The following is an 18,733-nucleotide window of genomic DNA, read 5'->3' on the forward strand; positions in this document are numbered from 1 at the left end:
ACAAAAAGCCTCTCAAAATAGGGTTTTGAGAGGCTCACTATCAAACATGAAAAGTACTTCTATTAGTGTTAGGTCTTATGACTTGATCTACATTCTCAGCAATCGATTTATAATTTTGTTTTTTTGATAAACGATCATAATCCCCAACAATATAAAACTCTTTTTTTGCCCTTGTAACTGCAACATTAATTAAATTAGGCTTTGAGCACGACCAATTTGCCGCTCCATCACTATTTTGATCTGTCCCCACTACAAAGTAAACAGTGTCGGCTTCTTTTCCTTGAAAGGTATGGGTAGTTCCTATTGAGCTTCGAGTCCAATCATTTACTATTTTCTTTGGTACATTTAATTCTGCTAACCGCTTTTTAATTGTTTTTCTGAGACCATCTTTCACTGCTGTAAAGGGAGTAATAACATATAAATCAGGAGCATTTAATGTATTTTCCCATTTTTGATAAATCTCTTCAGCAACTAAATCTGCCTGCTCTTTTACAAACTGCTTATTAACCGCTACTCCCTTACAGTCAAACCATTCGCTTTTCCCTTGTTTTTTTATCGCTAAAACCATTTTATTATCATAAGCAATTTGATTAGCGATTGTAAACATTGGATTTAAGCATCTCCTATGAACCCATAAAGGTATCCCTATCCACTGTCCTTTATTGTTATACATTCCAAATGGATTCGCCGCATCCGCCAGTGATTGTACAGAACTCCCTATTTCAATAAACCGATCTTCAATACCATAAAATTTTTTTATATCTCCTAATATTGTTCGATCAATGGTGACAACTGGTTCAATCTGGATTGGATCACCAACAACGACAACTTTTTGAGACCTCCATAATGCGCCTGCCGCTTGTTGCGGAGTAGCTTGTCCCGCTTCATCTATAAATAAGTAACGAATAAAATCACGACCAACTCCTTTATACATTGTTCGAACACTGGCAAAGGTTGTACTTATTACGGGTGTGATTAAATGGATTACACCCCACATATGTTGTAACCACATTCTGTGCTCAGTCTGATTTAAATCTAACTTACTTCGATAATTTAACAAACGCAAACTTGATTTTATTGCTTTATAATTAAATATCAAAAACAATTTGTGGACTTTCATTCCCTTTAAAAAAAGAAGCCCTCTTTCAAAATTCAATTCATCAGTTAGCCAAGGAGTATGTAATTGCCTATATTCATATGCACTTTGAGAATTGGTCCAATAATTATCATCGGGTATTACTAACCCCTGATTTTTGCATTTATTGTTGATAGAATCCCTATATTTCTTTAACTCCATCCTTATTTGATGCGATCTCATCTGCAAAAGATCCCATTCCTTTTCTTCATTTTCTATTTTCATAGTTATTTTTTGCAGTTGATCTTCCATCTGTAATAATTTGTTTCTTTTTGTATGAAATATTCTTTGAAACAAAGTTGGTTTAGAAAGCGTGTGAAACTCTCTCTCTAACAACCGTTTCTGTTGTTTATAATGAGCTGTCTTTAATACTAACTTTTCTTGTTCTGCCTCTAGTAACAATAACTGATTATTTATATCCTTATATTTTTTAAAAATTTCGCATAACGATTGTAGTTCTGCTTTCTTTTGTTTAACTGATTTCAATGTTTGTTGGAAATCTGTTACTGCATTCTTCCAATCTGTTAAGCTTATTTTTTTATTTTCTCGTTCTAATTGCTCGATGAATGATAGTTCAAATTCGTTATTATTTCTATAATAAAGTTTTTTGTAATAGTGAGATATATTTTCCGACTTTCCTAAAGATGCTGAGAATAGTCCCCAAGCATCTGTCTCTTCACCTAGAAGAGCCTTTGCCGCAAAAGGAAACATCGATAATTCCTCTGCTTCTAATGCATATGCTTTTTCATAAGAAGAAAATACATTTTCATCTGTAACTTTACGTATAACTTCCTTCTTTTTAGGAAGATCTTTTGAGATATTTTCAACTGCTCCATTATTGCTTGAAGCCACTACCATAGAATACTGATTAATAGATTTATCAATTTCATAAATAGTATAATGATAGCCATCTAAAACTAATTTCTTTATTTTTTTCAGAGCTTTTTCTGGGTTTTCAAAACAAGCCATTTTTTCTGCTTTTTCAACCATGAGATTTGCAAAAATATCTTTTAACAGTGTCGTTTTCCCTGTTCCTGGCGGGCCATTCACAGAGCTTATCTTTTGATTGTTATTTATAATTTGATTTACAGCTACTTGCTGCATTAAGGATAATCTATGTTCAACAGGTGACGGCCACCTGCCGTTAGGTACATTTTTAGGCTGCAACACATCTTCAATTAAAACTCTATTTTCATCAATGTTCGTTCTATTATCTACCCCTTCAATAAATTGCCGTAGTGTTTCATTTTCTCCTTGTGAGATAATATCTCCTAAGTCCTCTAAGAAAAAGCTATGAAAATTATTTACCCGTCCATCTTGTCCAACCTTCAAAATTTCTTTCTCAAAATAATGAAGCGCCATATTATCTATTCGTAAAAAATACCGTTCATATACTCCAAGTACTTTCTTAAGGGCTTTTTCTGTTACTCCATTTACAAAGATGGCATCAACCTGTTCCTCAAATAATCTCAACTGATCTCGAAATGTAGTCATCAAATCATCATATGGCACTTCAAGATGTTCGTTTATTAATTTCATCGCATACATAAGTACAGGTACAAATGCAGAATCCTTTACATACTTGCCTGTATGGTCAACTAAAAAAGACATACTAAATAACATTTTCTGATCTCTATTAATCATTTCTTCATTATTTTGGAATAGATCACGTAGATAGCTAACAAGTTTATGTTGCTCAAAGCAACCTAAATAGTAACGAAATTGAATAAAATTTTTTTCAGAGTCCTTCAACTGATGCCTCTCCCAAGGCCTTTCAGAAAAAAGAACTTGTTCTGTTTTCTTTCGTTGTTGACCATCTAAAAAATGGCTTCTACTCAATTCATCTCCTATACCATTGACTCCGCTTGGTGATAAAGCCTCAACTAAGTGCCATGCCCTTAATACAGAATTTACATTTATCTTCCCCATAATTCCCTCCTATTTTTAACAACATCATTCGGTTATTGTCCTCAATTGATCCAACTGGTATCTGTAAAAAATCCCTAAACTGATTGATCAGTCTCTTTTCTTTTTTTCGACACATTTGTTTAAATATTGAATAATTAACTAGATCACACATAAAATTATTAGATTTTAGAACATTTCATTTTAGTAAAAATTCATGACTGATTCATAAACTCTGAGATCATTTGTTAAATTTATGATACGATGACAGTAAAAAAGACATAACAGGGGCTAGTCATATGAGTGAACTTGTGTTCGAAAAAAGAGATTTTAATCAAGAACAAATTTTTGCATTGAAGGCATCTAAATTAGATAATCACCCGATTGTATACATTCTTTACAACGAAAAAAAGAAGCCGACAGCATATATTGGGCAGACTGTACAGGCTACACGACGATTGAAAAATCATTTGAGAGACAAGAAGCGAAAAAGTTTAACGCAAACCATTTTCATTGGTCATGAGAGATTTCATCAGTCCGCATCCTACAATATTGAGACAAATCTAATTAATTACTTTATTGCCGAAAATCACTACCAATTGCAAAATGTCAGTCAAACTAGATCGAGAGAAATGCATCATTATTATCAAAAGAATTTTTATAACGAACAGCTTTTTGAGGAGATATGGGATCAGCTTCGGAAAGAGAACATTGTCAGCGACACTCTTGAAAACCTTAGAAATAAAGACATTTACAAACTATCTCCGTATAAAGAGCTCTCTCCTCAGCAGGTGGAGATCAAAAATGAAATTCTTGATTTTTGCAAGGCACATATTGAAAAACCAGGTAACCATGTCATTTCTATAGAAGGAGATGCCGGAACAGGGAAAAGTGTCTTACTGAGCTCTCTATTTAACACGATTCAGGATTTATCTAAAGATGAAAATTCACATTTAAAAAACAAGAACAATTACTTACTTGTGAACCATGGTGAAATGCTGAAGACTTATAAAAGCATCGCAAACAGCCTACCAAATTTAAAGAAAAAAAACTTAATGAAGCCTACCTCCTTTATAAATCAAATGTCAAAAACAGGGGAAACAGCTGATATTGTATTAGTAGATGAGGCTCATCTGCTTTTAACCAAAGAGGATAGATATAATAATTTCCACTATCAAAATCAGCTAGAGGAAATCATTAAACGCAGTAAAATCACTATTGTCATCTTCGATCCTAAACAAGTGTTAAAAATAAAAAGCTATTGGAATGAAAGGTTGCTTGAGGAGATCACCAATCAATATCATGCGAAAACAGTAAAGCTCACGGAGCAAATGAGAATGAATGCAAATCCAGACACACTAAAGTGGATTAACCATTTTGTCTCAAAACAATTGCTCCCTCTGCCGCAAGAAAATAATGATACCTTCCAACTCAAAATCTTTGAGGATCATGCCCACTTTAAAGCTGCAATTGAAAAAAAGAATAATGAAGTAGGTCTATCACGTATTGTCTCGACCTTTGACTATATCCATAAAAAAGATGGTGCTACTTATATGGTCGATGAGGAAGGCATTAACATGCCATGGAATTCTACAAATGACAAATGGACTTGGGCAGAACATGCAGATTCTATTAAAGAGGTCGGTTCAATCTATACTGTTCAAGGTTTTGACCTAAATTATGTTGGCGTCATTCTAGGACCTTCTGTCAGCTATGATAGTGAAAAGGATGAGCTTTTCATCGACACTGCAAAATATAAAGATACAGGCGCATTCACCAAACGAGATGACATGTCTGCCGAGAAAATTAAGAAAATAAAGGAAGAGATTATTCTAAACTCTATCAATGTCCTCATGAAACGAGGCATCAACGGTCTTTACATTTACGCAACGGATGTAAAATTAAGAAATAGATTGCTAGAGTTAAAAAGGAGCAGGAAAAAATGAGCGAAATCAAAGATTTAATTAACACGATTAATGAATTTAGAGACGCACGCAAGTGGAGACAATACCACAACCCAAAGGATCTTGCCATCTCCATTTCAATTGAAGCAGCCGAGCTGTTAGAAGACTTCCAATGGAAAAGCAGCGAAGAAGCACTCAAAGTAAACGAGGAAAACATTCGTGAAGAAATTGCTGATGTTCTTATCTATTCGCTGATGCTTTGTTCAGATCTTAATATGGATGTGAAAGAGATTATTGAGGAGAAGGTTGTGAAGAACGGTCGGAAGTATCCGGTTCAAGGGTAATTTAATTAAAGCAATCTTCACTCTTCAAAAAATAAAAGTGCATGACGATATATTTTTTGGAATGACTAACAAATAGACCGATTCTTCTAACAACTTACTGTTGAAGGACAGAAATTAATCATAGATACTGAGTTTAAAATGTGCTTTGGATTTACTAATGTAAATTATTAAACTTAGGATTTTATTAAAAACAGGCATATTCTAGTATGCCTGTTTACTACTTTAAGAAAGAAGCCTTATGATAAGGCTCACCGTGGTGATTTAAGAGGAAAATAAGCATTAGGAAATAATAATCCTAAATTCCTCCAAATTAAAATTTCACTATGCACTTCAATTGGAGTGTCTCAATACGGAATAAGCAAATACAGTACACTCTTTTTTGGAGTTAATCAAAATTCACTGTATATTCATCAATAAACAATTCAGCCTCTAACTTAAATACTTTTAATAATCCTGCAACAGTAGCTTGGTCATAACTGGTTATTGCTACTTGGCTTGCAAATTCTCTTAAACGTCCTCTTAATAAATCAAGTTTGGATTTATTCATTATTCTAATGCGAGCATCAGGGCTTGCAGCGTATTCAAATTTGGTATTTGGATGAATCATAATAGGTGTGAATGTATTAATGGCCGGATAATTCTCCTCAAACCAAACAATTGATCCATTTAGTTGATTGCAATAATCTTTATTAATTGTGATAGCAGTAGCTTCATTTTTACATTCAATTACAAAACAAATGTTATTTATACTTGCCCACATATTATCCGGACCCTTCCGAAAATCATTTTCAGGTCGTTGAGAAATAAAGCCTAAATGCTCTCCTAACTCTTTTATAGCTTGTTCAAAAACATTAGCTGAAAAATCTTCAAAATGAAGTTTATCAATCAACGCATTAAAACCAAGTAAATACTCATTAGTATCTTGATAATTGTGAAGGTTAAATTGACCTATTTTATTTGCTTGTGGGATATTATCAAACTGCAACTTTTGGTAAACTATACCACTAACTGGGTGGAGTAACTGACTGTTGATTTTTTTGGCGGACATCAATGTTTGTTGAGCAGTAACATGATTTACAAAGTTTTCATATCTAGCATACTTATATTTTAAGAATCCTTTAAGATTATTATTCAAAGCAGAATTAATAAGCACTTGGATCTTTTGCAACGCACCTCGATAGTCTCTATTACCAGCATCATTGAAAGCTTCCCTTTGCTTAATAATAACTTCGTCAAAGGAGTTTTTAGGATTGTACTTTAATTTTAATATAGTAGCTTTACTTAATTTAACCCATTCTGGAGTTCTAGATAAACAATTCCTAATAGCACTATCAATCTCCTTTAGAGAAGCACCTTTCAACTGTTTGTCTAAACTTTTTGATAGTTTTAGCTGCATCTGTGTTGCTTCAGTGAACATTTCTTTTGCTTCATTCGAGTATAAAGATTTTACCAATGAATTTCCCATTAAAAAGACGACACAATGATCCTCTTTGGATCTAATTCCGCGACCCATACCCTGTTCTATTCTTTGTATGTTATCCTTTAATACTTCTTTACTTCCTCTTAATGCAATTTGTTCATATTTCTCAATCTGACTTCTAACATCAGGCATTCCATCAATAACTAAAACTTCACAAGCTGATTTTGGTAAATCAATACCGTCATATTTATTAATTAATACAACTAGACCTACGTGTTGCTTTTTTAATTTCTCTACTGTACTTAACATTTCGTCTTGGCTCGATACTGTTACGTTTGCAACATCATTCCAATATCTAGAACGATAGGTGGATGGAACTAATATTACAACATTTACCTTAGTTGAAAGGTACTTATAGTACTTTTTTAGCTCATCTTCCGTAATCTTCGGATTCAATTCCTGTGGTATCAGAATCATTCTCTCTCCAATATCATTCGCGTTACCCGGAGTAATACAATTTTCTATCTGAGTACTGTCAATGTTAAAATGAGAGACTAATATTGAATCATCATCAATTGTGGCACTCATAAAAATTCTGCGAGGGCATTGATCAAAACTAGGAATAACATCTATAGGGATAAAATCTAAATTTATAATAAACTGCTGACCAGTGATAATACATTCTGCAAGTTCCAAATTATCTTTTAATAGAGGCCAGTTAAAAAACAAGCTTTTATTCCCCTCGCTATTATCATTACGTTTCTCATGTAGTATTTCTAATATTCTAGAGTAATTTTTATGCCATTCCCAAAAAGGGATTAACTGCTGAGTATTCTTGTCACCTTCTTTAATGTCAAGGTATCTACTTTCAGACTGCTGCTTTATACTATCACTAAATATATTTAGTAATTTTTCATATATATCATTTGAACGAGGAATAGTTATGGAAAACTGAGACTTAGCAACTTTCATACACGCATGTGCATCGTCGACAACAATACACCCAATGGACTTTTTTACCTCTCCTACTCCAAAAACGCTTCTTCCATTAATAATTTTATGCATGTTTGTAATTAGAATGCTTTCGCCGTTTAAAAATTCACTAGCATTATTATCTCTAGTAACACTTAAACCTAAATCATTTGCTTCTTTAATAATTTGCTCAATTAAATAGTTGTCCGGAACTATGTATATTGCTGGACCTTTTCCTTCGTTTAAATATGATTGAACCATTAGTAAACCAACAACTGTTTTTCCACTACCTGTGTTCATTTTTATTACTGTGTTTGGATTGTCTCTAAAATCATTGCACCAAGTTTCGAGTACCCTTTGTTGTGCCGGCCTAAGTAACTCTTCATACTTTTCATTTTTTTCAGGTAGTAAATCAAAAATCTCAATTGGGTTAACCACAGCAGTATCTAAAGTATCTTCTAATAACTTACTAAAATCCAACATAGTATGGCCTCCTATTTTTTATATGATAATTATACCAAATTCACATATGAAATAACTGGTATTACTACACGAAATAACCAAACTGTTATACTAAAATTCCACTCTTTCTATTGTCTTAGTCATACTTATAAGTAATTCAATTTCAATCAACCACTGGTAATTTATCACCGTTCATAAATTTATTAATTGCATCTATTAAAAAAATTATGTAACCTATTTTTTCTATAGTAGAATAACTGCCACTTAAAACACAGGATATAGCTAATAATACTGAAGAATTCTCGACTCCATTTTCTCCAATCAAAAAATGTTTCTACCTTTGTTAAAAGGTATTACCTGTTCTTTAAATCCTTTGAAATTATGTAACCTTATTCTTTCTATTAACTTATTCACTTTATAATTAGTTAATTATTCCTTTAACAAAACCCTCTCAATTTCATTTTTAATCAAAATATCTAAACTGGAATTATTCCCATCCTCCATCCAAACTCTCTTAATAGGAATCTCTTTCTTAATTTCATCGCTAAGCTTTTCATAGTTCTCGAAAATTTGTTGAATAATGATTTTGGGATCCCATAGACGAACCTTAAAGAATTGCTTAAGAATTTCTTTCATAACAGATGATTTGAAACCACTCCATGAGACTAACAGGCCAAAGTCTGCACTATAATTACTCATTGTTCCTATTAAGTGGTCTAATGTCGCTCTTTCTCCATCTTGTGTCACTTAAATCGTTGAATAATCCTCTCAGAAATTTGGTCGTAAATATTTTCTTCTAAATCAAATGTAGGATTTAAATTCCTTCATATACCGAACAGCATGAATACAGGATGGGTAACGATCATTGCTTTTGCGCTGCCACCAATGGCCTTTTGGTTACTGCTCTAAACTGTTCAATCATAACTTCGGTTATTTGCCTTAATACCCAAGGATGAAACGGTTGATAACGTGCAAAGGAATGGTTCCTTCCATTACAACTTACACATTAAAAGATGGGACGAAACGAAAACATGTTATTACGTCTGTAGCGATTTTCATAATAAAGGATCTGCTGCTTGTAAAGCTAATTCCATTAAAGCATACGAAGCAGAGGATGCTGTTATCCAAAAGATTGAACAATTTAGTTCTAAATAAGAAGATGCTATCTAAAACGCTTACAAATATTAGTTTTAGTTCTGCTCAGTCGAGAAGTCAGCTTTAATAAAGAACTAGAAGAAACTGAAAACAGTTAAAAGAAATTGAAAAATTACAGGAAAAGTATATGGAGGCCTTTGAAAAAAATATTCTTCCTATAGATATTTTGCAAAAAGATTACAAAAGGTCTCAAATGAAAAGAGAGAGTTAGAACAAGCAAAAAAATGAGATTATAATTCAATTAGGTTCTTTCGATTCAAAATAATCGAACCAAAGTTAATCGAGTAATCACCAAAAAACCCCTATTGATTCATAAAAAAACCCACAGAAAATCAAAAGCAATTGCTACAATTGTTAATTGATAATATTTCAATTAAACAAATAGATAGATCCAGAACCATTAAGGACATAGAATTGCAATTCAATTTTACTGACCTACACATATCTAAAACTTTTACATTAATTCACTTGCTATATCGGGATACGGATAATGAACATACGTTTTCAATACCCGCTTCAGATAAAGAATTACCACCTTACCTACAACAATTTTTGCCTCTATTTGTGATAAGGCTCACCGTAGTGAATATAAATGAGTTTTTTCAATTCTTCCACTCGTCATCATATACATCTAAATACAACGGGAGAAATATTTTACCTGGTGTTTCTCTATAAACTACATTCTTATATTTGACGTTAAATCCATTTACCATATAAAAGATTGCAGACCGAACCAACTTTAATGTTTCAATTGTTATGTCGTATAAGTCTTCGTAACTTATTATATACTCATATTTATTCGTATCTTTTAGCTCATCTGAGATGGAAACGTCATAATAATCTAGGATCCGTACATATCTATGTTCTATAACATTCCTAAGCCTTCGAATATCTTTGAAATACCCTGTCTTAAAATCCAAGTCCTTACTTAACCAATATAATGCATTAAAAGGACTATCTAGTGCTATTTCTATCTCTACTTCTTTATACCATTTATTAAAGTCTATTCTGCCAGGTTTGGCATTAACTTTGAAAAAGTAACTACAGAATAATCCAACCTTGTCCAGAATACCGTATGCAGCTTTTAATGATGTTTTTAATAACTCTGTCTTATAACCTACAGCAGGATAATCTAGTGTATTAATTAATACATTATGCTGCTGGGACTCATGAAACTCATAGTCTGAAGTCTCAATTAGATATAAATTGTATCTAGCCAAATTAAACTCTTGTTTTATAGTATTAAACCATGAATAATAAGTCATTTTCCCATCATCTTCACCGAAGTAACCTATACCCATGTCTGGAATATGGATGCTGTCTATATTACCTTCTGACTTTACAATGTTGATATAATTCAATGATAATTGCTTTTTAGAACACCAATTTTTATAAGGTATATCTACGTCCATAGACGCTTCCCATGATTTTACCTCTTTAAGTTCATTGTCCATTACATACACAATATGTTCCTTCCATTTTTCAAACATTGTGATGTGTTCTGGAACAATTAGATCTGAATCTCGTACATTTTCCAACATATAATTTAATTCTTCTAGAGCTAAATTTAATAGGTACTTATTGATGTTACTATCAATAGAATATGTTGCTAATGTATAGCACTTTATCCCATGATTACCTAAAGCCATAGGAAATTCATTAGTATCAGTAAACGTCTTGCTTAATACCTCAACAGACTCCACTATTCTTCCCATTTCGTGGTAGAGGTTACCTAGATTTGTTGAAATTTGTGCTACATATTCAGGGGCTACTATACTACCAGAATCATATGCTTCTAGCGCCTCTCGATATAATTTAATGCGTTCTATTTTAATTTCAAGATCTGCCTGACTATAGTTATTCCATTCACTAAGTTTATTAGAATAAGCTTTTACTTTATCAAAATTATCCCAGGCTAGTCTCATAAGAATTGCGTAGTAGTTAGATTCAGTGTATTTAAATGTAATCACTTCATCTAAGTTCAATTTCTTTTCACCTATATCTTTAACTTTTTCCTCAATTATTTTAACTAAATTCAAATTTGTCTCACTTGCTCTCTCAACTAACATGTTCGAATCAAGTTCATCAATTAGACTACCCAACTTCATAATTTCTTCTAGCATCAGATCACCTGTAAATTATAAATCAATATACATAAATACTACTCTAACATTCGACCTTTAATTTTTCTCTCTTTTATTTGAGAAGTTTTAGTTCATACTATCTCTATACGAACCTAATCTCCACTGTTTACACACACTCTTTTTTCTGATCTTCCAGTAGCTACACAATAATTATTGACCCCGAATTAACCAATAGATCAGAGTGTTTTAGTTCACTTATATATGGAGCAATTCTAAAAAATATTCATATTATTTCGGAGACTGAGGACAATATTTCTTCCTTGAATGTATTGATATAGAAAAAAATTAAATGTCTCAGCCGACTGTGGAATGAGTTAATTAATAAGACAGCACCTACCACACAAACTGAAACGGCACTGTAACTGTTTTACAGAAAAAACTTATTTACTTATGTACTTTAATCATTAACTTGTCCAAGTAAAATTACATCAGTTGTACAATTTAATAATTAAGCATTAATTTATTAGCTTTACTTACTAATATTTCCAAACGCTCTTCTAAATATATATTGAAATTATCATGAAAAATATCCTCAGGACATAAAGCATGCTTCATAATTTCTTTAAGTTTTTGAGTATCACCTGGCATTTGTGTTTTATAAAGACTCGGTTTATCCCCATTAAGTAAATTATTTGGTCCTCTCGAAATAATACAAATATTTGCTAATGAATTAATCAATTTATTATTAACACCCAAGGATTTTAAGTAACTTTGTGGATAAATATGATGGAATTCCTTTTTATTGCAGTTTCTTAATACATTTTCTAATGCAACTACACTACCATCTGTAAAATTTAATGGCTTTTCATTAGCCAACATTAAAATAAATGTTTTAGAGTTAACGTAACTTACACTGAATGTATTATTTTCAAAAAAAGTTTTATCAATATTAACTGCAAATTCTCCAAGAGTATTTGGTTTATCATTTTTGAGTTTAATTATTTCTAAAATATCTAAGTTTAATTTGTTTAAACTTTTACTATATCTTCTAGAGAAGAAAGTTTTCCAAATCCATTTTATTAATGTTTCATGTTGTTTGGCTGTAACTCTTACTCCTTGTTCTTTATCAGTGGAAAAGAACACCGCTAAAGGTATTATTATATTTTTAAACGGCAGTACTTTGGTTGAGTATACATTTAAATTGGTTTTCAAATAATCAACAGCCCCTAATATTCCATTCTTTATTAAACTAAAATTATTTCTTACTAGTGTTCCATCTAAGTTTATTATAGTCTCAGGTGTAGTACTACTCTCTAGAATAGCGCTACAACACCTTAATAATAGGTCATTATCTTCTCCAACCTCATCAAAGCCATAAGGAGCTAGCTCTTCACTTAATTCATTAAATTGTTCTTGAAGATCAAAATCCTCACTCCATGTCCATGCTGACAATAACTGAAGGGTATCTAGTTTTACCCCTAATCTATTAATTCTTTCAAATACTATTGCTACCGTTGCACGATCATCAGTTGTAAAAGTTTGTACAGGTATTTTAGCTTTTGTAAATCTGTCGTATAAACTATCAACTTGTGTTGCTACACTTTCATCCATACTTTTTAAGTATTTTCTGTATTCTGGAGGATTAAATAAAATGCGCAAAGGAAAATGTTTCTTAGTATCCACATCACCATCTTCCAAAAAAATAAAATTTGATCCTTGTACATCTACAGGTTTTTCTAAATTAAAATAAATTTTAAAAATATTCATATCAAAATCAGATGTTGCTTCTAAATTACTTTGAAACACCCCAAAAATTGAAGTTATTCTTTGTTGTCCATCTAAAACGTAATCTAAAGGATAATCTGGGTCATTTTCTGGCAATTGATATGGTCCTAATAATCGTTCAGATTTTAAAGGCGTTTTAGTTCTCCAAACTAATATACTTCCAAATGGAAAACCTTTATAAATGCTGTCCATTAGTTTTGCTACCCGTTCACCATCCCAAACAAATCCTCGTTGGAATGAAGGAATTCTAATTACTCCCTTTTCTATTTTAGAAATAATATCATCTATAAATAACGGTTCAGACATATTGCGATTCTCCTTCCATTCTTCATAATTATACCATTTTATTCAAAAGTAAAGACAGCCTAACCATTTTTCAAATTATACTGTCCTATATAATAGATTTTATAGTAATACTATTTTTAAAAATCTCATTTATTTATGATAAGGCTCCCCACGATTAATCCGAAAAGCCCGATAAATCTGCTCCACCAGAATAAGCCGCATCAACTGATGAGGAAACGTCATTTTTGAAAACGACAACTTCTCATCCGCTCTCTTCATCACTGCGTCGCTCAATCCGAGTGATCCGCCGATGACGAAGGTGACTTTGCTTTTTCCATAAGTAGCCAGCTTATCTATTGTATCGGCTAGTTCTTCGGATGTTTTCATTTTTCCTTCGATGGCGAGGGCGATGACATGGGCGTCGAGGCTGATTTTTGCTAGGATGCGGTCGCCTTCTTTGTCTTTTATGATTTTCATGTCCTGGTCGCTTAGGTTTTCCGGCGCTTTTTCGTCCGGGAGTTCGATGATGTCGATTTTTGCGTAGGCCGAAAGTCGTTTGGTGTATTCTTCAATGCCTTGCTTGAGGTATTTTTCTTTTAGTTTTCCGATTGTCACAATATTGATATTCACAGGTCATCCCCACTTTAAAAACAAGTTATTCATATATGTTGTCCACAATTGTGGATATCTTTTCTGTATTTTGTGTAAGATCATTCGTTCCCCACTATATATACTGCGGGGTCTCCACATAATTCACAGGCTGTGGATAAACTGTTAGTATGTTCGATTTTTCTGATTTCGGGCGGCAGCTCGTGGTCGTCTATGTACATATCCAGCACCGTTTCGATGTGTTCTTCACAGGAATAATACGCTTGTTTCATGTTCAAATCCTCCGATGTTTCTTCCATTTTTACAATCGTTCTCTTCTCAATATAACCTATTTATTCACATGTTAGTAGTGCTTCGGGCTGAGTTTTATCCACAATTCGACAAACAAGCTATTGATGACTCTATTTCGCTCGTGTGTTAGTTTGGATGTAACCGATGTGTTGGGAGGTTTGCATTTGCGCTTTAAATGGGTTTGGCTTTTTGTGATCATGTCGCTGCTTGCTGGGTGTCAGCCGTCTTATTGGGTGTTGGAGAAGGATCGACTTGATGAAGTAACAGATATAAAAATGTACGTAAATGATCTTCAAATGCATGATGATGTGAAAGGATATCAAGTCTTCACCATATCAGAAGGCAAAAAAATGGTCGTGGTGTCTCTCGGAAGCAGCGAGAATGATAAGAAGCTTGAGGTATCAGACGTTAAATTCTCGCCTAAAGAAACGATTGTAACTGTGAAACGAAAACCTGCTCCCGAGGCAAATGAGAAAAACCCTTATATCTTGATTGGACTGGACAAAATCGAAGGAGATTTAATTGTTCAAGACGAAACAGGGGGTCACTTTGAAGAAACGGATTATCAGCAATAAAGCCGGCGTTCAACTGAACGTCCGGCTTTTTCTTTTACTTCAATGTTCCATGTGGGTCGATGACGAATTTTTGGGCTGCGCCTTTGTCGAAGTCGCTGTAGCCTTTTGGCGCGTCGTCCAAAGAAATGACAGTGGCGTTGACGGCTTTTGCGATTTGCGCTCTGCCGCTGAGGATCGCTTTCATCAAATTGCGGTTGTATGTCATGGCGGGCGTTTGTCCGGTGACGAAAGTGTGGGCTTTGGCCCAGCCGAGTCCGAAGCGGATCTTTAATGAGCCTGTTTTGGCGTCTGCATCCTTTGCACCGGGATCTTCGGTCACGTATAAGCCTGGAATGCCAAGGCTTCCGCCGACCTGGGTGACATCCATGATCGAGTTCAGCACGGCGGCTGGTGCTTCTCCTTGATTGCCGTGTCCAGATGCTTCAAAGCCGACACAGTCCACTGCGGCATCAACGGTTGGTTCACCTAGTATTTGTTCAATTTGCTCGCCGAGGCGGTCATGTTTTTGCACGTTGACCGTTTCACAGCCGAAGCTTCTCGCCTGTTCCAGTCTGTCTTCATTCAGATCGCCGACAATCACGGCGGAGGCGCCTAGGAGCTGAGCGGAGTGTGCAGCTGCCAAGCCGACAGGCCCCGCTCCCGCGATGTAAACGGTTGAACCTGTTTGCACGCCTGCTGTATAGGCTCCATGGAAGCCGGTCGGGAAAATGTCGGACAGCATGGTCAAATCGAGAATCTTTTCTAGCGCCTGTTCTTTATCAGGGAATACCAAAAGCTGAAAATCAGCGTACGGCACCATGACGTATTCCGACTGGCCGCCGACCCAGCCGCCCATATCGACGTAGCCGTAAGCCGATCCCGGCCGGTCCGGATTGACATTCAGGCACACATGCGTTTTCTGCGTTTTGCACATCACACAGCGTCCGCAGGCAATATTGAAAGGAACGGATACAATATCTCCTTTTTTGATAAATTCAACATCACGCCCCGTTTCAATGACTTCTCCCGTAATTTCATGCCCGAGCACCAACCCTTCTGGCGCTGTTGTGCGGCCTCTGACCATATGCTGGTCGCTCCCACAAATGTTGGTTGTAATGACTTTGAGAATGACCCCATGCTCACATTTTCGGTTCACATTCGCCTTCGGAACGCCGGGCCCGTCCCTCAAGATTAACTCCGGATAACCGATATCCTCCACCGCTACAGTCCCTTTGCCTTTGTACACAACCGCTTTGTTTCCAGTCAACGCCATTCCTCCCATTCATGTGTTTGGACTCTCGGTCCTAGAACATGACTTCGGTTCGGCATGACCCTTTCCCTTTCTCAACACTGTTTTTTCTGTATTCTTATAACGATAAAGATGCCAAGAAAGCAGCCGATAATAGTTCCTGCGATGTCTAACCAGTCGACTTTACGTCCATTTAACAGGAACACAGTAATGGCCGAAACTAGGCTGATCATAACTGCCAGAAGAATAACCCGTTTGGTCCGCATGTCATTACTCCTTTAGATTCGTTTCTATACCATACCCAAAATCTCTGCGAACTTCGGTTCAACAAAAAAAGAGACTTCATACCAGTCTCTTCATAAACAGAGATCACTCAAAAAATTTCCTGAGAAATAATGTGGCTACACTGGTTACTAACGCAATTGCCGTATACATAACAACCCAAAACATGAATGAGCTATTGCCCGAAGCTAACGTAAATAACAATATCAAACTCGCGATAAGGACGATGAGCGGCGCCACCCAAAATCTCTTAAATAAAAAATGACCCGCTATACCAAATACACCTGCAATGATCGGAAAACCAAAAACGATAAATAAAACGGCGATAGCTCCCATAAAACCTCCTTGCCCTTAAAACCCCTTCATCACCTCAACGTCATACAGCTTCAAATGACTCTTCGGCGTCACGACATCCTTTACCTTCCCAATTTCTTTTTTTTTCATTTTCTTTCCGGTTTTCAGACTGTACTGTTCAATGTAGGCAGGCTTGTTATACGTGTATGTGAAGAAGTAGAGACTGCTGCCTTTTTGGGTGATTTCTTTGAAATCGGCTTTCATTTTGTCGCGGGAAAGAGTGAAGGCGATGTTTGTTTTTCCTGTCTTGGCATCGATTTTATACACTTTTCCGAAGCCGTCAATGAAGTACAGGTTCCCGTCATAAGAGAAGAAGCTTTTTTTGAAGCTAAAGGGCATGGAGCTGTATATCGTTTGTTCGTCGTTTTTGTATTCGGCGATGTCGTGCAGCTCTACTTTGCCGCTTTTTTTGTTGATCTTGACCATTTGATAGAAATTGCGCGCCTTTTGGCCACGAATCATGACATACACAGCTTGATCGTCCACGGCAAGCTGGGATTCGACTGAGGCTCCTTCCCTATACTGCCATTCCGTTATCTTGTGGTAGGTGAGCTTCTTCTGATCTGCTTGAATCTGAAGGAGCTCATAGCCTTTTTCGTCAGCTGTCGGAACGAGGGCGAAAATCGAACCGTTATGAAAACCGGAGGCCCGAATGTAGGATGGGATGACGTCTTTTTTCCACTCTCCGTTCATTTGGCGGTACAGCTCTGAGCGGTATCCGTCTCTCTTTTTGTCATAGCCGGAGTTGTATAAGGTATAAAAACCGTCCGTGTTTTGCAGAAAGCCCGCGCTGTCTCCGGTGTGCTGGTAGGTTCTTTTATGGGAGCGCAAGCCGTTTTTGATCGTGTAAATCGTGTTTTTGTCCTCCAGCATCACACTGTCGCCGTGAACCTTGGCTGAGCCCAGCTCAAGGCCCTTCATCTTAAAGGAAGACAGCGACCCGTCCTGGCTGATAAACAGGGCGTAGCTTTTCCCGCCGCCAAATGCGTCTTGATCCGCAGAGGATGAGAAATACAGCAGGATTTCTTTGTCATCCAGGAAACCGGGGTCTCTGAGATCCTGCTGACTCACGGCTTTATGGCTTTTGAGAGGGGAAACGAAGACAAATAGTGCGATTCCTGCAAGAACAAGCATGGCAATGGTGATCATCCACTTTTTCATATCCCTCTCCTTATCTGATGGTCATAATGGTTGCTGTATAGGATGAGCTGGTGATGTCACGCGGATACACCCCTAAACCTCCGTTGCTGTCTATATCAATGCCGGCTTTCAGCAAAAAGGCGGACCATAGGAGCTTTGAACAGTTTTTGGCGCCGTCATGGCCGGTACTTCTGTTATTGACGAAGTTAAATGAGTATGGGTCGCCGACTTTTGATACCGCCCAGTCGGCGGCAGCTGTTTTTTGAGATGAGGTAACACTGACGGTCTGCACAATGGAGTTGTCTTCCACGTCTCTGGCATTGTAAGCGATCTGCCTGACACCGTCGCCCGGGACAGATTCAACAATTTTGTCTGCGGCGGAATACATGCCGACGTGGCCATGATTATAGTAGGCTGTGTAGGAGTTCGTGTAATAGATATTGCCTTTCGTGCTTGTCGGGAGTTTTTTCGTGCCGGACGAGCCGCCCATGATAGACATGCCGCTTTCCTTGGCGAGCTTGTCACCTTCTGCTTTGTCAGCTGTGATTTCCTTATAGAACTGTTTTAGGATAACGTCTTGCTTTACGTGCTGCTGTTTGGCAATCTGGCTGGCCGATTTCATGATTTCCTCCGGTGTCGTGCCTGGCTGCAGTGCGGCAATTTCTTCTGCATAGTTTGTGGTCTTTACGGCTTTGGATGGAGAAACAAACAGGCCGCCGCATATTGTAAGCGCTACCATAAACATTGATACCCTTTTCTTCATTCTCATTACATCTCCTCTTTTCATTTAAATGTAGGAAAAT

Annotated in this window: 16 protein-coding genes; 4 read left to right on the forward strand and 12 right to left on the reverse strand. The window is 36.0% G+C overall.

Features of this window, described 5'->3' with window-relative positions:
* Positions 1-40: 40 nt before the first annotated feature.
* Positions 41-3,064, reverse strand: a complete 3,024-nt coding sequence (locus ACQXR1_RS15015) for an AAA domain-containing protein (protein ID WP_430772420.1) — start codon at positions 3,062-3,064, stop codon at positions 41-43.
* 275 nt (positions 3,065-3,339) lie between these two features.
* Between ACQXR1_RS15015 and ACQXR1_RS15020 the strand changes: the two genes are divergently transcribed.
* Together ACQXR1_RS15020 and ACQXR1_RS15025 are read left to right on the forward strand one after the other, a co-directional pair.
* On the forward strand, positions 3,340-4,986 hold the full coding sequence (locus ACQXR1_RS15020) for a DUF2075 domain-containing protein (RefSeq protein WP_430772421.1): 1,647 nt from the start codon (positions 3,340-3,342) through the stop codon (positions 4,984-4,986).
* Complete coding sequence (locus tag ACQXR1_RS15025) at positions 4,983-5,288, forward strand: nucleotide pyrophosphohydrolase (protein WP_430772422.1); 306 nt, start codon at positions 4,983-4,985, stop codon at positions 5,286-5,288. Before ACQXR1_RS15020 ends, ACQXR1_RS15025 begins: the two co-directional genes overlap by 4 nt.
* Positions 5,289-5,673: 385 nt before the next feature.
* On the opposite strand, the gene ACQXR1_RS15030 is transcribed toward ACQXR1_RS15025, so the two are convergent.
* Both ACQXR1_RS15030 and ACQXR1_RS15035 read right to left on the reverse strand, forming a co-directional pair.
* The gene (locus ACQXR1_RS15030) at positions 5,674-8,163 is read right to left on the reverse strand and encodes a DEAD/DEAH box helicase family protein (protein ID WP_430772423.1); all 2,490 of its coding nucleotides are present in this window, start codon (positions 8,161-8,163) and stop codon (positions 5,674-5,676) included.
* Positions 8,164-8,571: 408 nt separating this feature from the next.
* Positions 8,572-8,889 (reverse strand): hypothetical protein, encoded by a 318-nt coding sequence (locus ACQXR1_RS15035; RefSeq protein WP_286236573.1) that lies wholly within the window; start codon positions 8,887-8,889, stop codon positions 8,572-8,574.
* Positions 8,890-9,111: 222 nt separating this feature from the next.
* Here ACQXR1_RS15035 and ACQXR1_RS15040 point away from each other — a divergent pair, with 222 nt between their 5' ends.
* Positions 9,112-9,297 (forward strand): zinc ribbon domain-containing protein, encoded by a 186-nt coding sequence (locus tag ACQXR1_RS15040; protein WP_350229845.1) that lies wholly within the window; start codon positions 9,112-9,114, stop codon positions 9,295-9,297.
* A 602-nt stretch (positions 9,298-9,899) separates the two neighbouring features.
* On the opposite strand, the gene ACQXR1_RS15045 is transcribed toward ACQXR1_RS15040, so the two are convergent.
* The 4 genes from ACQXR1_RS15045 to ACQXR1_RS15060 all read right to left on the reverse strand — a co-directional run bounded on the left by ACQXR1_RS15045 (position 9,900) and on the right by ACQXR1_RS15060 (position 14,332).
* Positions 9,900-11,420 carry an LA2681 family HEPN domain-containing protein gene (locus ACQXR1_RS15045; protein WP_430772424.1) on the reverse strand — a complete coding sequence of 507 codons (1,521 nt, stop codon included), beginning with the start codon at positions 11,418-11,420 and terminating at the stop codon, positions 9,900-9,902.
* Positions 11,421-11,882: 462 nt separating this feature from the next.
* Positions 11,883-13,472, reverse strand: coding sequence for a DUF262 domain-containing protein (locus ACQXR1_RS15050; RefSeq protein WP_286236571.1), 1,590 nt, complete (start codon positions 13,470-13,472; stop codon positions 11,883-11,885).
* Between the two features lie 129 nt (positions 13,473-13,601).
* A complete protein-coding gene (gene rlmH / locus ACQXR1_RS15055) occupies positions 13,602-14,081 on the reverse strand; it encodes a 23S rRNA (pseudouridine(1915)-N(3))-methyltransferase RlmH (RefSeq protein ID WP_430772425.1) in 480 nt (159 codons plus the stop codon).
* A gap of 80 nt (positions 14,082-14,161) precedes the next feature.
* The gene (locus tag ACQXR1_RS15060) at positions 14,162-14,332 is read right to left on the reverse strand and encodes a CxxH/CxxC protein (RefSeq protein ID WP_003219122.1); all 171 of its coding nucleotides are present in this window, start codon (positions 14,330-14,332) and stop codon (positions 14,162-14,164) included.
* A gap of 183 nt (positions 14,333-14,515) precedes the next feature.
* Between ACQXR1_RS15060 and ACQXR1_RS15065 the strand changes: the two genes are divergently transcribed.
* Positions 14,516-14,926, forward strand: a complete 411-nt coding sequence (locus ACQXR1_RS15065) for a hypothetical protein (protein WP_430772426.1) — start codon at positions 14,516-14,518, stop codon at positions 14,924-14,926.
* 34 nt (positions 14,927-14,960) lie between these two features.
* On the opposite strand, the gene fdhA is transcribed toward ACQXR1_RS15065, so the two are convergent.
* The 5 genes from fdhA to ACQXR1_RS15090 all read right to left on the reverse strand — a co-directional run bounded on the left by fdhA (position 14,961) and on the right by ACQXR1_RS15090 (position 18,699).
* Positions 14,961-16,187: a formaldehyde dehydrogenase, glutathione-independent gene (gene fdhA, locus ACQXR1_RS15070; RefSeq protein WP_430772427.1), complete on the reverse strand. Its 1,227-nt coding sequence runs from the start codon at positions 16,185-16,187 to the stop codon at positions 14,961-14,963.
* 62 nt (positions 16,188-16,249) lie between these two features.
* A complete protein-coding gene (locus ACQXR1_RS15075) occupies positions 16,250-16,420 on the reverse strand; it encodes a hypothetical protein (RefSeq protein WP_430772428.1) in 171 nt (56 codons plus the stop codon).
* 103 nt (positions 16,421-16,523) lie between these two features.
* Positions 16,524-16,772: a DUF2651 family protein gene (locus ACQXR1_RS15080; RefSeq protein WP_014478530.1), complete on the reverse strand. Its 249-nt coding sequence runs from the start codon at positions 16,770-16,772 to the stop codon at positions 16,524-16,526.
* A 15-nt stretch (positions 16,773-16,787) separates the two neighbouring features.
* Positions 16,788-17,951: a hypothetical protein gene (locus ACQXR1_RS15085; protein ID WP_430772429.1), complete on the reverse strand. Its 1,164-nt coding sequence runs from the start codon at positions 17,949-17,951 to the stop codon at positions 16,788-16,790.
* A 10-nt stretch (positions 17,952-17,961) separates the two neighbouring features.
* Positions 17,962-18,699, reverse strand: a complete 738-nt coding sequence (locus ACQXR1_RS15090; protein ID WP_306645835.1) for a YiiX/YebB-like N1pC/P60 family cysteine hydrolase — start codon at positions 18,697-18,699, stop codon at positions 17,962-17,964.
* Positions 18,700-18,733: the final 34 nt, after the last annotated feature.

The organism is Bacillus sp. ATD (assembly GCF_050585765.1).
Classification (GTDB): Bacteria; Bacillota; Bacilli; order Bacillales; family Bacillaceae; genus Bacillus; species Bacillus stercoris.